This window comes from Pseudomonas sp. 06C 126, assembly GCF_001855215.1.
GTDB classification, from domain to species: Bacteria; Pseudomonadota; Gammaproteobacteria; order Pseudomonadales; family Pseudomonadaceae; genus Aquipseudomonas; species Aquipseudomonas proteolytica.
Window position 1 is genome coordinate 1 of sequence record NZ_MIFU01000083.1, and the last position, 13,354, is coordinate 13,354.

At 60.0% G+C, this 13,354-nt stretch carries 11 protein-coding genes and 3 riboswitches; of the genes, 4 read left to right on the forward strand and 7 right to left on the reverse strand.

What is annotated here, in order from left to right; genetic code table 11:
* Window positions 1-297: 297 nt before the first annotated feature.
* Entirely contained in the window at window positions 298-4,008 is a 3,711-nt protein-coding gene (metH, locus tag BHC62_RS13050) for a methionine synthase (RefSeq protein WP_070995249.1), read from the reverse strand.
* A gap of 165 nt (window positions 4,009-4,173) precedes the next feature.
* On the opposite strand from metH, the gene BHC62_RS13055 reads away from it, so the two are divergent.
* Window positions 4,174-6,465, forward strand: coding sequence for a fatty acid cis/trans isomerase (locus BHC62_RS13055; protein WP_070995250.1), 2,292 nt, complete (start codon window positions 4,174-4,176; stop codon window positions 6,463-6,465).
* An 86-nt stretch (window positions 6,466-6,551) separates the two neighbouring features.
* The gene (gene nfuA / locus BHC62_RS13060; protein ID WP_003190728.1) at window positions 6,552-7,136 is read left to right on the forward strand and encodes a Fe-S biogenesis protein NfuA; all 585 of its coding nucleotides are present in this window, start codon (window positions 6,552-6,554) and stop codon (window positions 7,134-7,136) included.
* A gap of 202 nt (window positions 7,137-7,338) precedes the next feature.
* On the opposite strand, the gene cobM is transcribed toward nfuA, so the two are convergent.
* The 4 genes from cobM to BHC62_RS13080 form a co-directional block, all read right to left on the reverse strand.
* Window positions 7,339-8,085: a precorrin-4 C(11)-methyltransferase gene (gene cobM / locus BHC62_RS13065; RefSeq protein ID WP_070995251.1), complete on the reverse strand. Its 747-nt coding sequence runs from the start codon at window positions 8,083-8,085 to the stop codon at window positions 7,339-7,341.
* Window positions 8,086-8,154: 69 nt separating this feature from the next.
* Window positions 8,155-8,547 (reverse strand): cobalamin biosynthesis protein, encoded by a 393-nt coding sequence (locus BHC62_RS13070; RefSeq protein ID WP_070995252.1) that lies wholly within the window; start codon window positions 8,545-8,547, stop codon window positions 8,155-8,157.
* Window positions 8,544-9,245, reverse strand: a complete 702-nt coding sequence (locus BHC62_RS13075; RefSeq protein ID WP_070995253.1) for a CbtA family protein — start codon at window positions 9,243-9,245, stop codon at window positions 8,544-8,546. The genes BHC62_RS13070 and BHC62_RS13075 overlap by 4 nt, the downstream gene beginning before the upstream one ends.
* An 11-nt stretch (window positions 9,246-9,256) precedes the next feature.
* The gene (locus BHC62_RS13080; protein ID WP_027606475.1) at window positions 9,257-9,445 is read right to left on the reverse strand and encodes a CbtB-domain containing protein; all 189 of its coding nucleotides are present in this window, start codon (window positions 9,443-9,445) and stop codon (window positions 9,257-9,259) included.
* A gap of 95 nt (window positions 9,446-9,540) precedes the next feature.
* Window positions 9,541-9,744: riboswitch (cobalamin riboswitch) on the reverse strand.
* 56 nt (window positions 9,745-9,800) lie between these two features.
* Here BHC62_RS13080 and BHC62_RS29325 point away from each other — a divergent pair.
* On the forward strand, window positions 9,801-9,986 hold the full coding sequence (locus BHC62_RS29325; protein ID WP_143007536.1) for a hypothetical protein: 186 nt from the start codon (window positions 9,801-9,803) through the stop codon (window positions 9,984-9,986).
* A gap of 71 nt (window positions 9,987-10,057) precedes the next feature.
* Here the strand turns inward: BHC62_RS29325 and BHC62_RS28595 are convergent, their stop codons facing one another.
* Window positions 10,058-10,759: a hypothetical protein gene (locus BHC62_RS28595; RefSeq protein WP_169390805.1), complete on the reverse strand. Its 702-nt coding sequence runs from the start codon at window positions 10,757-10,759 to the stop codon at window positions 10,058-10,060.
* Window positions 10,760-11,051: 292 nt separating this feature from the next.
* A riboswitch (cobalamin riboswitch) is annotated at window positions 11,052-11,231 on the forward strand.
* A gap of 78 nt (window positions 11,232-11,309) precedes the next feature.
* Window positions 11,310-11,774, reverse strand: a complete 465-nt coding sequence (locus BHC62_RS28600) for a hypothetical protein (RefSeq protein ID WP_176770977.1) — start codon at window positions 11,772-11,774, stop codon at window positions 11,310-11,312.
* Window positions 11,775-11,995: 221 nt separating this feature from the next.
* A riboswitch (cobalamin riboswitch) is annotated at window positions 11,996-12,198 on the forward strand.
* Window positions 12,199-12,290: 92 nt separating this feature from the next.
* On the opposite strand from BHC62_RS28600, the gene cobW reads away from it, so the two are divergent.
* On the forward strand, window positions 12,291-13,352 hold the full coding sequence (gene cobW, locus BHC62_RS13090) for a cobalamin biosynthesis protein CobW (protein WP_070995254.1): 1,062 nt from the start codon (window positions 12,291-12,293) through the stop codon (window positions 13,350-13,352).
* Window positions 13,353-13,354: the final 2 nt, after the last annotated feature.

Genomic DNA, 13,354 nt, shown 5'->3' on the forward strand with positions numbered 1-13,354 from the left:
TGTGGCGAGCGGGCTTGCCCCGCGCTGGGCGGCAAAGCCGCCCCAACAGCCTCACCACGCTCTGCCAGATATACCGAGGGGAATGGTTTTGGGTCTGCTGCGCAGCCCAGCGGGGGACAAGCCCCCTTGCCACAGAGGTCTACGCAGCACCCTGGAACTCGCTGCCAACACTGGCTTTTCTTGTGGCGAGCGGGCTTGCCCCGCGCTGGGCGGCAAAGCCGCCCCAATAGCCTCACCAAGTCCTGCCAGATACACCGAGGGGGCTTGTCCCTCTAGCCAGAGGGACCCATGCAGCCCTTAGTTGTCGTATCCCAGGTTCGGCGCCAGCCAGCGTTCGGTCACGCTCAGGTCTTGCGCTTTGCGTGCGGTGTAGCTCGTCACCTGGTCCTTGTCGATCTTGCCCACGGCGAAGTACTGCGCCTGCGGGTGGGCGAAGTACCAGCCGCTGACCGCCGCTGCCGGGAACATCGCGTAGTGCTCGGTGAGGAACACACCGCTGCGCCCAGCGTGCATTTCGCGGGCCTCAGGGTCCAGCAACTGGAACAATTGGGCCTTCTCGGTGTGATCCGGGCACGCCGGGTAGCCTGGGGCAGGGCGGATGCCGCTGTACTGCTCTTTGATCAGAGCCTCGTTATCCAGCGCTTCGTCCTTGGCGTAACCCCAGTAGTCCTTACGCACCTGCTGGTGCAGCCACTCGGCGCAGGCCTCGGCCAGGCGGTCGGCCAGGGCCTTGACCATGATCGAGTTGTAGTCGTCGCCCGCATCCTGGTAGGCCTTGGCCACCTCTTCGGCGCCGATGCCGGCGGTGGTAATAAACCCGCCGATGTAGTCGGTCACGCCGCTGTCCTTGGGCGCCACAAAGTCGGCCAGGGAGAAGTTCGGCTTGCCGTCGGTCTTGATGATCTGCTGGCGCAGGTGGTGCAACTTGGCAATCGGCTGGCCATCGTCGCCGTACACTTCCAGGTCATCGTCCTGCACCTGGTTGGTCGGCCAGAAGCCGAACACCGCGCGGGCGCTGATGAGTTTTTCGTCGATCAGCTTCTTGAGCATCTCCTGGGCGTCGGCGTACAGCGCGGTGGCGGCTTCACCCACCACTTCATCGGTGAGGATGCGCGGGAATTTGCCGGCCAGATCCCAGGAAATAAAGAACGGCGTCCAGTCGATGTATTCGGCCAGGACCTTGAGGTCGATATTGTCCAGCACCTTGGCCCCGGTAAACGTCGGCTTGACCGGGGTGTAGGTGCCCCAGTCGAACTGGGGCTTCTTGGCGATGGCCGCCGCGTAGCTCAGGCGCTCGGTGCGGGCGCTGCGGTTCGAAGTGCGCTCACGCACGTCGATGTATTCCAGGCGGGTCTTCTCGACAAAGCCGGCCTTGAGTTCCTTGGACAGCAGCTGTGTGGCCACGCCCACCGCACGCGAGGCGTCGGTCACGTAGATCACCGCATCGTTGCTGTACTTGGGTTCGATCTTCACCGCCGTATGCGCTTTGGAGGTGGTGGCGCCGCCGATCATCAATGGCAGGTGGAAGTCCTGGCGCTGCATTTCGCGGGCCACGTGCACCATTTCATCCAGGGACGGCGTGATCAGCCCGGACAGGCCGATGATGTCGCACTTCTGCTCCTTGGCCACCTGCAGGATTTTTTCCGCCGGTACCATCACGCCCAGGTCGACGATGTCGTAGCCGTTGCAACCGAGTACCACACCGACAATGTTCTTGCCGATATCGTGCACGTCACCCTTGACCGTGGCCATGAGGATCTTGCCCTTGGCTTCCGGCTTGTCGCCCTTTTCAAGTTCAATGAACGGGATCAGGTGAGCCACGGCCTGCTTCATCACCCGGGCGGACTTGACCACCTGGGGCAGGAACATTTTGCCGGCGCCGAACAGGTCGCCGACGATGTTCATGCCGGACATCAGCGGGCCCTCAATCACCTCGATCGGGCGCGCGAAGGACAGCCGCGACTCTTCAGTGTCTTCGACGATATGGGTAGTGATGCCCTTGACCAGCGCGTGTTCCAGGCGCTTGTTGACGTCCCAGCCACGCCATTCCTCGGTCTCGGCTTCCTTGACGCTGCCATCCCCCTTGTACTTGTCGGCGATAGCGAGGAGGGCATCGGTGCCTTCCGGCGTGCGGTTGAGTACCACGTCTTCGACGGCGTCGCGCAACTCGGCGGGGATCTGGTCGTAGATCTCCAACTGGCCGGCGTTGACGATGCCCATGGTCAAGCCGTTGCGGATCGCATACAGCAGGAACACCGAGTGGATCGCCTCGCGCACCGGGTTGTTGCCACGGAACGAGAACGACACGTTGGACACGCCGCCAGAGGTCAGCGCGTAGGGCAGCTCATCGCGGATATAGGCACAGGCGTTGATAAAGTCCACGGCGTAGTTGTTGTGCTCTTCGATACCGGTGGCCACGGCGAAGATGTTCGGGTCGAAGATAATGTCTTGCGGCGGGAAGCCCACCTCATTGACCAGGATGTCGTAGGAGCGCTTGCAGATTTCTTTCTTGCGCGCCTCGGTGTCGGCCTGGCCGGCTTCGTCGAACGCCATCACCACCACCGCCGCGCCGTAGCGCTTGCACAGCTTGGCGTGATGGATGAACTGCTCGACGCCTTCCTTCATGCTGATGGAGTTGACGATGCCCTTGCCCTGGATGCATTTGAGGCCGGCCTCGATCACTTCCCACTTGGAGGAGTCGATCATGATCGGTACCCGCGAGATATCCGGTTCGCCGGCAATCAGATTGAGGAAGGTCACCATGGCCTTCTTCGAATCGAGCATGCCCTCGTCCATGTTGATATCGATCACCTGGGCGCCGGCTTCCACCTGCTGCAGGGCAACTTCCAGGGCTTCGGTGTAGTTGTCTTCGCGGATCAACCGGGCGAACTTGGCCGAGCCGGTGATGTTGGTGCGCTCGCCGACGTTGACGAACAGCGACTGGCGATCGATGGTAAACGGCTCCAGGCCCGACAGGCGGCAGGCCTTGGGGATGTCCGGGATCGGGCGCGGCGCGTAGCCGGCCACGGCCTTGGCGATGGCTTCGATATGCCCCGGCGTGGTGCCGCAGCAGCCGCCGACGATATTGAGGAAGCCACTCTGGGCAAACTCTTCGATGACCTTGGCGGTTTCCGAGGGCAACTCGTCGTACTCGCCGAATTCGTTGGGCAGGCCGGCGTTGGGGTGCGCGGACAAGTAGGTGTCGGCCTTGTTCGACAGCTCTTCGAGGTACGGCCGCAACTCACTGGCGCCCAGGGCGCAGTTCAAACCCACGGAAATCGGTTTGGCGTGGGCGATGGAGTTCCAGAACGCCTCGGTGGTCTGGCCCGACAGGGTGCGCCCGGAGGCGTCGGTGATGGTCCCGGAAATCATGATCGGCAGCTCGACGCCAAGCTCTTCATATACGCCTTGTACGGCGAAGATTGCAGCCTTGGCGTTGAGGGTGTCGAAGATGGTTTCGATGAGGATCATGTCCGCACCGCCTTCGATCAGGCCTTTGGTGGCCTCGGTGTAGTTCTCCACCAGTTCATCGAAGGTGACGTTGCGGTAGCCGGGGTTGTTCACGTCGGGCGACAGCGAGCAGGTACGGCTGGTCGGGCCGAGCACGCCGGCGACAAAGCGCGGTTTGTCCGGGGTCTCGAGGGTCTTGGCGTCGGCGACTTTACGCGCCAGGCGCGCGCCTTCCAGGTTCAGCTCATAGGCCAGCGCCTCCATGCCGTAGTCGGCCTGGGACACCTGGGTGGCGTTGAAGGTGTTGGTTTCGAGGATATCGGCGCCGGCATCCAGATACGCCTTCTCGATCCCGCCGATTACGTCCGGGCGGGTCAGGATCAACAGGTCGTTATTGCCCTTGACGTCACTTGGCCAGTCGGCAAAGCGTTTGCCGCGGTAGTCCTCTTCCTCCAGCTTGTAGCTCTGGATCATCGTGCCCATGCCGCCATCGAGGATCAGGATGCGTTCCTTGAGGGCTTGCTGGAGGGCTTGCAGGCGAGTGCTACGATCGGACATGGGACTACTCTAATCAGGCATTACGGAGGGCGTGGATCATAGCAAACCTGTGCGCTTTTAGAGCATGCCCTGGTTTTGCATGAATATCGCTCATGTTGATGGGGTGCCGACATCGGTAGAATCGCGGCAATTTTTCAGCGCACGCATTGAATCGGGACCGGATACATGTCACTTCGCCTCATTACCAGCGCCGCCTTGGCGCTGGTCGCCTGTATCGCACAGGCCAACGGACCCGCCCCGGCGATTTCCTATACCCGCGACATTCAACCGATCTTCACCGAGAAATGCGTGGCTTGCCATGCCTGCTATGACTCTGCCTGCCAGCTCAACCTGGGCAGTGGCGAAGGCGCGGCACGCGGCGCAAGCAAGGCGCCGGTGTATGACGGCGAGCGCAGCCAGGCGTCGCAGCCGACCCGGTTGTTTTATGACGCCTTTGGCAAGGCCGCCTGGCAACGCCAGGGCTTTGCCTCCGTACTGGATGCCCAGGGCTCCCAGGCTGCGTTGATGGCGCGCATGCTGGAGCTGGGCCATAACACCCCCTTGGCACCCAATGCCAAGTTGCCCGATGACATTGTGCTGGGCCTGAACCGCCAGAACATGTGCCCGCTGCCGGGGGAGTTCGACGCCTACGCAGGCGCGCATCCCAAGGAAGGCATGCCCCTGGCCGTCACTGGGCTGACCGACCAGCAATACCAGACCTTGCAGCGCTGGCTCGCGTCCGGCGCGCCGATTGATGAGCAAGGCCTGGCGCCCAATGCCCAGGAAGCCTTGCAGGTGCAGCAATGGGAAAACCTGCTGAACCAGCCCGGTGCCCGCGAAAGCCTGGTGGCGCGCTGGTTGTTCGAGCATTTGTTCCTTGCCCACATCTATTTCGAAGGCGGTGAGCCGGGGCATTACTTCCAATGGGTGCGCTCGCGTACGCCCAGCGGCCAGCCGATCGACCTGATCAACACCCGTCGCCCCAATGACGACCCGGGCACCCAGGTGTACTACCGCCTGTGGCCGGTACAAGGGGTGATCGTGCACAAGACCCACATTACCTACCCGTTCAGCGCGGCGAAGATGGCGCGGATCAAGTCGCTGTTCTACAGCGGCGACTGGCAGGCCATGGCGCTGCCGGGCTACGGCCCTGGCCGTCGGGCCAACCCGTTCGAAACCTTCGAGGCGATCCCGGCCAAGGCGCGCTATCAGTTCATGCTCGATAACGCCGAATACTTCGTGCGCACCTTTATCCGTGGGCCGGTGTGCCGGGGGCAGATTGCCACGGATGTGATCCGCGACAACTTCTGGACCCTGTTCCAGGATCCGGACCACGACCTGTACATCACCGATGCCCGTTATCGCGGCCAGGCCACGCCGTTGCTTGCCATGCCGGGGCAGAACGATGACGTGGGCAGTGTGTTGAGCCTGTGGCTGGCCTACCGCGACAAACGCAATCAATACGAGGCCCTGCGCCGCGACAACTATGCTGACTTACCGGCGCCTGGCTGGCCGAGCCTGTGGGCAGGCAATGACAACGCCTTGCTGAGCATCTTCCGCCATTTCGATAGCGCCTCGGTGACCAAGGGCTTGATTGGCGAAGTGCCGCAGACGATGTGGTTGTTCGATTTCCCGTTGCTGGAGCGCACCTATTACCAGTTGGCGGTCAACTTCGACGTATTCGGCAATGTCTCGCACCAGGCCCAGACCCGCCTGTATTTCGACCTGATCCGCAATGGCGCCGAACAGAACTTCCTGCGCTTGATGCCGGCGGATTCGCGCGATGGATACCTGGATGACTGGTACCAGAACAGCGGCAAGGTCAAGCTGTGGCTGGACTATGAAGCCATCGACAACGACAAGCCAACGGGCCTGAAGCTGGATGAAAAGGACCCGAAACGCGACTTTGCCAACCAGTTGCTCGCCCGTTATGGCAATTTGAACGCCAGCCCCGACCCGATCAACCGCTGTATCAGCGCCTATTGCTCGCGTCCCGGTATCGATCCGCAACTGCGCGATGCCGAACAGACCCTCAGCCGCCTGACTTCCAGGCCGGCGGCCGGGCTCAAGGTGATCGAGCAATTGCCGGAAGCCACCTTGCTGCGCATCCAGACCCGCAGTGGCAAGCGCGAGGTCTACAGCCTGCTGCGCAACCGTGCCCACAGCAACGTGGCGTTTATGCTGGGCGAGGCCTATCGCTACCAGCCGGGCCTGGATACCCTGACGATCTACCCGGGCGTACTCAGCAGCTACCCCAACTTCATCTTCAACGTGCCGGCCGAGGATGTGCCTGAGTTCGTCGAGGACATGGAGTTGGCCAGGGATACCAAGCGTTTTGAGCGGATTGTCGAGCGCTGGGGCATCCGCCGCAGTCACCCGCAGTTCTGGGAGTACTTCCACGATCTGTCGCAGTACCTGCACGAAACCACGCCGGTGGAAGAGGGTGTGTTGGATATGAACCGCTACGAGAACCTGTAGATGTGGATTTGCCTGACAAAAATACTAGGACTTTGTGCCGCCGGGGCGATTGGCGTAAACTGCCGGCAAGCCTGTGAGGAGTTCCCATGACTGCCATAACCATTACCGACGCCGCCCACGATTACCTGGCCGATCTGCTGTCCAAGCAGAACACCCCGGGCATCGGCATCCGCGTCTTCATCACCCAGCCGGGCACCCAGTACGCAGAGACGTGCATTGCCTACTGCAAGCCGGGGGAAGAGAAGCCTGAAGATACCGCGCTGGGGCTCAAGAGCTTCACTGCGTACATCGATGCCTTCAGCGAAGCGTTCCTTGACGATGCCGTGGTCGACTACGCCACTGATCGCATGGGCGGCCAACTGACCATCAAGGCCCCCAACGCCAAGGTGCCGAACGTCAATGCCGACAGCCCGGTCAACGAGCGCATCAATTATTACCTGCAGACCGAGATCAACCCGGGCCTGGCCAGCCATGGCGGCCAGGTCAGCCTGATCGACGTGGTGGATGACGGCATCGCCGTGCTCAAGTTCGGTGGCGGCTGCCAGGGCTGTGGCCAGGCTGACGTGACCTTGCGTGAAGGTATCGAGCGTACGTTGCTCGAGCGCATCCCCGAGCTCAAGGGCGTACGTGATGTGACCGACCATACGCAGAAAGAAAACGCCTACTACTAAGGCGTTCGCTGCAAACAAAAAACGGCGCCCGTGAGCGCCGTTTTTTATTGATTTAAATTAATGAGTTACACGAGCTATCTAACAAAGAGAATCAACTGTGGGAGCTGGCTTGCCTGCGATGACCGTGCGCCAGGCGACTTATCTATCGACTGTTTTACCGCTATCGCAGGCAAGCCAGCTCCCACACAGTGTCTGCGTGGTGTCAGGGCCGGTAGAGGTGGGCATGGCTTGCGCGATACAGCGAGGACTCGCTAAAGCTGTCACTGGCCAACACCCGGCCCACCACAATCAGCGCAGTCCGTCTGAACCCCTTCGCAGCAACCTTTTCAACAATATCCGCCAAGGTGCCAATGGCCCAATCCTGATCCGGCCACGTCGCCCGATGCACCACGGCAATCGGACAGTCGGCACCATAATGGGGCAGTAACTCGGCGACGATTTTCTGCAGATGATTGACCCCCAAATGCACCGCCATGGTCGTGCCATGGCTGGCCAGGCTGGCGAAGGCTTCACCGGCCGGCATCGTGGTTTTATCGGCATAGCGAGTCAGGATCACGCTCTGGGCGATATCCGGCAGGGTCAACTCGGTCTCCAGCAGCGCGGCACAAGCGGCGACTGCGGTAACACCGGGGATGATCTGGAAGGGGATGCCCAGCTCGCGCAAATGGCGGATCTGCTCGCCAATCGCCCCATACAGGCTCGGATCACCAGAATGTACCCGCGCCACATCCTGGCCTTTTTCATGGGCGGCCTTGATCAAGCCAATGATCTGCTCCAGGTTCAGTTCGGCGCTGTTGACCACCTGTTCGGCCCGGTGCCCCTCAAGCACGGCAGCCGGCACCAGGGAGCCAGCGTAGACGATTACCGGGCAATCGCGGATCAGCCGCTGGCCTTTGACGGTAATCAGTTCCGGGTCGCCGGGGCCAGCGCCGATGAAGAAGACGGTCATGGAAAAATCCTGTGCAAAAGCGGGCGCGCATGAGTACGGCTCATGATCGAGAAGGGCAATTATCAGACTTTAGCCAGCGCAGGCCAATGCAAACGTGGCTCTGGGGGCTTTTTTGCGGGTGATCAGCAGGTGGGCAGGGGCCTTGGCAAGCTGTTCTGCCAATGCCAAAGCGGCACTTTCGGCGATGCCGTAGCACCCCGTATGGGCAAAAACCACATCCGACTTATGGCTCAATCGTCCTTCGTAGACCTGCAGTTGTTGTGCATCAAAGCACTGCAATGGCAGGTTCAACGCGTTGGCCAGGGCGACTATGCCTGGCTCATCGCACTTGTGAGCAATACTTGCCAAAGCGCAGATTTGGCCGGGGTCGATACCGGCCTCGGCCAGCGCACTGTTGAACAGTTCCATCAAGGCTTCAACCTCACAGCCACGCTGGCAACCCAGGCCAACCGTCAAAATCATGCGGCGTATTGATCGTCACGATTGCGGCGAAACAACCAGGCGCTAATCAGCCCCAGCGCCAGCCAGAACGCGACGTTGGTCAGCTGCGAGGCGATCTTGAATTGTGCTTCCAGTGCTTCGGGAGCCAGCATCGAGTGAACTTCCGGCTGTGGCGCGCCAACCACATGGGGCACCGCCAGGATCGCCACGCCGAGGATCTTCAACAGCCAGTTGCGGCCAAACACGATCAGCGCAATGCCGGCAGCCGTGGAGGCTGCGGTACCAATCCACCAGATCTGCCGTTGCGCCAGGTCTGCCGCTGCGGTGCCGGGCAGTTCCGGTGGCAGGCCCAGGGTCGGCGCCAACACAAAGGTGGCGTAGCCGGCCAGGCCCCAGAGCAAGCCCTGGGCAGTACGGGTCGGAGCGCGCAGGGTATATAGGCCCGCGAGCATCAGCGCAAAACCGACAGCGACCACCAGGTTGCCGCCGGTGGTGGACAGCACGCGTTGCCAGCCGTCTTCCGGTTCCCAGGCCTCGGCGTCGTGACTGTGGGCTGCGCCACCTGAGGCATGTTCATGTACCTCGGTTGCGGCCGGGGCGTTTTCGAAGGTTTCCGCCTGCAGAATCAGCGGGGCTACCCAGAAACTCTGCAGCAGCGTCAGCAGCAGGGCGGCCAGCAGGCCGCTGAAACCTGCGGTTTGCGCAATTCGCTTGATCATGGCGGCAGGTCTCAATGGCACGGGAAGGCAGCGCTGTGGCGCGTATCGTGGGCGGCGTTGTGTACGGCCTCGATATGGGAGAACCCGGCGAAATACACCAGGCACGCACCCAGGATCGACGCGCCAATGGCTGCGGTCAGGCGCTGGCTCAAGGTGGCGGAGCTGCTGGCGGTGTGTGAGGTGCTGCTGATGATCGACATGGCACGTCCCTTTCGAGTGGCAGGGTGATACGAGCGCATGAAAACCCCGCGAGCCGGGCACGCAGGGTTCTGAACAGCGCCCGCCCACCGCGGGTTTGTTATCTGATTGTTCGGGCCGGTCTCCGGGCTTGCGAGGGGCTCTGGGCCTAAAAGCATCACCTTCCCATGCCGTACAGGCACAGTGGATCTGACACTTCGCTCGCCTACCGTTGCGGGGGCAGCACCGGACTGTCATGCACGCATGGGTCACCGGTTTCCCGTTTCACCCTGTGAAGGGCACCTGAAACAAGATGTGTAGGAGAGCATGGTCAGGGGGATCCCGTCAATTGAGTGAGTGCGCGCGCTGAGAAAACTCATGCCGATCTATATCAAAAAACATGAACAGGTATTGATCTGTTGCCGTAATACAAAAATATCTTCTGAGCCTATATGTAACTGCAGCGGGTCTTCGCGCAATGGTTGGTTGGGCTCGGGCAATGACGTGATCATCGGCAACCACGCGGACAACATAATCAAGGGTGGCGCAGGCGCGGACACCTGACGAATTGAAATCCAAAGCAGTGAGCAAAGCCGCTGTTCGCGCCCCTTGCTCGCTGCACGGCAAGGTCAATATCAGTCCGTCTTGCTTCTAAAAGGATGATTATGGGTGCGTGAGCTCTTAGCGATTGTATGGTCTAGATTGGTGACATCATACCTTTCGTCTTGTTTGCCAGGCAGCCCTAAGAAACCGACACCGATATCCAACGTCTTGAGAAGGCTAGGGCGCTTCAGTAGTTCGCGGGCAGTTTGTCGTGCCCCCTCGGAAAACGTTCGATCACTGGGTAATAATCCGGCTGCTTCTTTCAACTCTTTAAAGTTCACGTAGCCATTGCCGGTTGAATCGAACTCCTGGTGATATCTTTTGGCCTCCATTAACAGTCCCCGATCGCTGAGGCGAGAAGGTTCTCCAGCCATGGCTGCGACGGCGTCCCAGGTTATCTGTCCATCTTCGACACCGCCATTGGGAGATAGGTCGAGGTAGTCAAGCAGTTCCGGGCGTTTCAATAGTTCTTTCGCAAGATCCTTCTGCTCCGGTGTAGCGTCTGTGCCGTTTGCTTGAGTCCCTTGTGATAATTGCTTTAGGGTATGAGTTGAGAACCTGTCTTCCTTATACAGATCAATAGCCTTGGAATGAGTCAATAGTTGGCCGACGAGTTCTTTGTTAGTCATAGTCTCGTAAGGTTTAGCCTGGGCTGATAATTCTGCTGCAGATGTTTGTGGGGATTCATTTGATTGCAGCAGGGGCTGGGTCGTACTGGGCGCTGTAATTGCCATTTCTTGATCTCGTTAGTTATAAAGTTTGCCGGTGTCGCCTGATAGGTGAATAGCCTGTTTCAGTCTGGCGACGCCGGTGTACTCAAGTTTGTTACGGTATTGGATGCTTTCCGCAGATAAGCTCCTGTAGCAGTGCCGAGAGGGCTTTAACTGGGCGAGTCGATAGATGAGTGGCGCCGACGATAAATCCGTTCCTCGCTGCTACGCGCAGAGTCATACAGAATATTAATCCAGGCCGGCGTGTAAATTATTGATCTCGGTTTGTCGACATTGACCCACTCTTCGGCACTGCGTAGCCTTGCACCTTCGAGGTTCTTCGGCCCAGGCCGAAGCTAAGAAGGGAACGCGGTCGATGCCGCGGCTGCCCCCGCAACTACGGCTTACCGGTTTCCCGTTTCACCCAATCAACGGCACCCGAAACAAGGCGCTGGAGAGCATGTGTGAGGGATGTGCCTCAAACACCTTGAACGCTGGCTGAGGTTTTGATCGCAGTACCGTCAGACGTACCGGTGGTTGGTGAGTATAGGTGCTTGTTTCAACAGATTTATCCTTAGGATCGCCACTTGAATTTGACCCTGTCAGGCAACCGTCCGATCATGTGATCAAGGTTGTCATGATCAAACCTTTGATCTTTCAAGCCCCGTCCATCCCAAGTAAACCCAACGCCAATATCCAACTCGTTAAGTAGGCGACTGCGTTTGAGCAGCTCATCCGCAACTGCTGATGCTTGGGCAGAAAATGTTCTAGTGCTTGGACGGTGGCCGGCAGCTTCTTTTAGCTCATTAAAGTTGACGTATTTGTCATCGGCCCCCGCTGCGTACTCCCTAAAGTGCTTCTTTACCTCTTGCAGCAGACGCTTGTCGTTATAGGACGAGGGAGAACGTGTTGGGCGTGATTCCTCTGGCGTTGCACGGGTTGTGCGACTGTTACCGCTGGCTTCAGCCGCCCCTTGGTTGTTGCCCGGTGTGATCGGCGGAGAGTAGAGATTGTGGGGCTGAGATATTGAAAGTGTCATGACAGATCCTCGAATTCACTGCTGTATAGGGCGTTCACCGCAGATGGACTCCTGTGAGCAATGCCAACAGGGCTGCAAATGCATGAATCGGTAAATGTGTGGCGCCCCCATCAAACTTGTTCCCCGCCGAGGCCTGCAGAGTGATACAGGTTTTTTCTCTGAGTGCCGTGGGGTAAAAATTGATCTGGGTTTGCCGACATTGACCCGTCCTCTCGCACTGCGTAGCCTTGCACCTTCGAGGTTCTTCGGCCCAGGCCGAAGCTAAGAAGGGAACGCGGTCGATGCCGCGGCTGCCCCCGCAACTGTAAAGGGTTTATCTGACTGCCACGCCACTGCCTTTATCCGGCGGGAAGGCGCAGCCAGCGCCAGCCACCAGGCCGGCAAGCCCCAAGCCAGGAGACCTGCCTCGCAACCGATTTTCCATTTCAACCGGGCGGGGTGATCCGGTGACGAATCCAGCGCCTGCGCGTCGCCGCAGGGCCAGTCGTCCCGTATGCCCGCCCCAAAGGGCATCCAATGAAAACACTGGCCAAACTCCCCGTTACTATCGTCACCGGCTTTCTCGGCTCGGGCAAAACCACCTTGCTGCGTCACATGCTGGATAACGCCCAGGGCCGCCGTATCGCCGTGATCGTCAACGAGTTCGGTGAGCTGGGTATCGACGGCGAGATCCTCAAGCAGTGTTCCATCGGTTGCACCGAAGAAGAGGCCAACGGCCGTGTGTATGAGCTGGCTAACGGCTGCCTGTGCTGCACCGTCCAGGAAGAGTTCTTCCCGGTGATGCGTGAACTGGTCGCGCGTCGTGGCGATCTGGACCATATCCTCATCGAAACATCCGGCCTGGCCCTGCCAAAGCCGCTGGTGCAGGCTTTTCAGTGGCCGGAAATTCGCAGCGCCTGCACGGTTGACGCGGTGATTACCGTGGTCGACAGCCCAGCTGTGGCGGCTGGCACCTTCGCTGCCTTCCCTGATCAGGTCGACGCCCAGCGCAAACTGGATCCCAACCTGGACCACGAATCGCCGCTGCACGAACTGTTTGCCGATCAACTGGCCAGCGCCGACCTGGTGATCCTCAACAAAACCGACCTGATCAGCGCCGAAGACCTGGCCCGCGTGCGCCTGGAAGTCGCCGAAGAGCTGCCTCCAGCAGTGAAAATCGTCGAAGCCAGCAGTGGTCGCGTGCCCCTGGACGTGTTGATCGGCTTGGGTGCCGGCTCCGAGGAGCATATCGACGGGCGCCACAGCCATCACGATCATCACCACGAAGGTGAAGACGATCACGATCACGATGCTTTTGATTCCATCTCCATCGACCTGCCACAGGCTGACGAAGCACGGCTGCTCGATGCCTTGACCCAATTGGTGGTGCAGCACGGCATCCTGCGTGTCAAAGGCTTCGCAGCGATTCCAAACAAGCCGATGCGGTTGCTGATCCAGGGCGTGGGCACGCGTTTCGACAAGCACTTCGACCGTGCCTGGAGCGCTGACGAAGCGCGCATCACGCGCCTGGTGCTGATCGGCCAGGATCTGGATGCTGCTGGCCTCGAAGCGCAACTGCGCGCCGCCCTCAGCGTCTAACC

Bases quoted from the DNA above. Each gene is read 5' to 3' on its own strand.
- cobW (WP_070995254.1), top strand. From the start codon at position 12,291: ATGAAAACACTGGCCAAACTCCCCGTTACTATCGTCACCGGCTTTCTC.
- BHC62_RS13075 (WP_070995253.1), bottom strand. From the start codon at position 9,245: ATGATCAAGCGAATTGCGCAAACCGCAGGTTTCAGCGGCCTGCTGGCC.
- BHC62_RS28595 (WP_169390805.1), bottom strand. From the start codon at position 10,759: ATGGCAATTACAGCGCCCAGTACGACCCAGCCCCTGCTGCAATCAAAT.
- nfuA (WP_003190728.1), top strand. From the start codon at position 6,552: ATGACTGCCATAACCATTACCGACGCCGCCCACGATTACCTGGCCGAT.
- BHC62_RS29325 (WP_143007536.1), top strand. From the start codon at position 9,801: ATGCCGATCTATATCAAAAAACATGAACAGGTATTGATCTGTTGCCGT.
- BHC62_RS28600 (WP_176770977.1), bottom strand. From the start codon at position 11,774: ATGACACTTTCAATATCTCAGCCCCACAATCTCTACTCTCCGCCGATC.
- metH (WP_070995249.1), bottom strand. From the start codon at position 4,008: ATGTCCGATCGTAGCACTCGCCTGCAAGCCCTCCAGCAAGCCCTCAAG.
- BHC62_RS13055 (WP_070995250.1), top strand. From the start codon at position 4,174: ATGTCACTTCGCCTCATTACCAGCGCCGCCTTGGCGCTGGTCGCCTGT.
- BHC62_RS13080 (WP_027606475.1), bottom strand. From the start codon at position 9,445: ATGTCGATCATCAGCAGCACCTCACACACCGCCAGCAGCTCCGCCACC.
- cobM (WP_070995251.1), bottom strand. From the start codon at position 8,085: ATGACCGTCTTCTTCATCGGCGCTGGCCCCGGCGACCCGGAACTGATT.
- BHC62_RS13070 (WP_070995252.1), bottom strand. From the start codon at position 8,547: ATGATTTTGACGGTTGGCCTGGGTTGCCAGCGTGGCTGTGAGGTTGAA.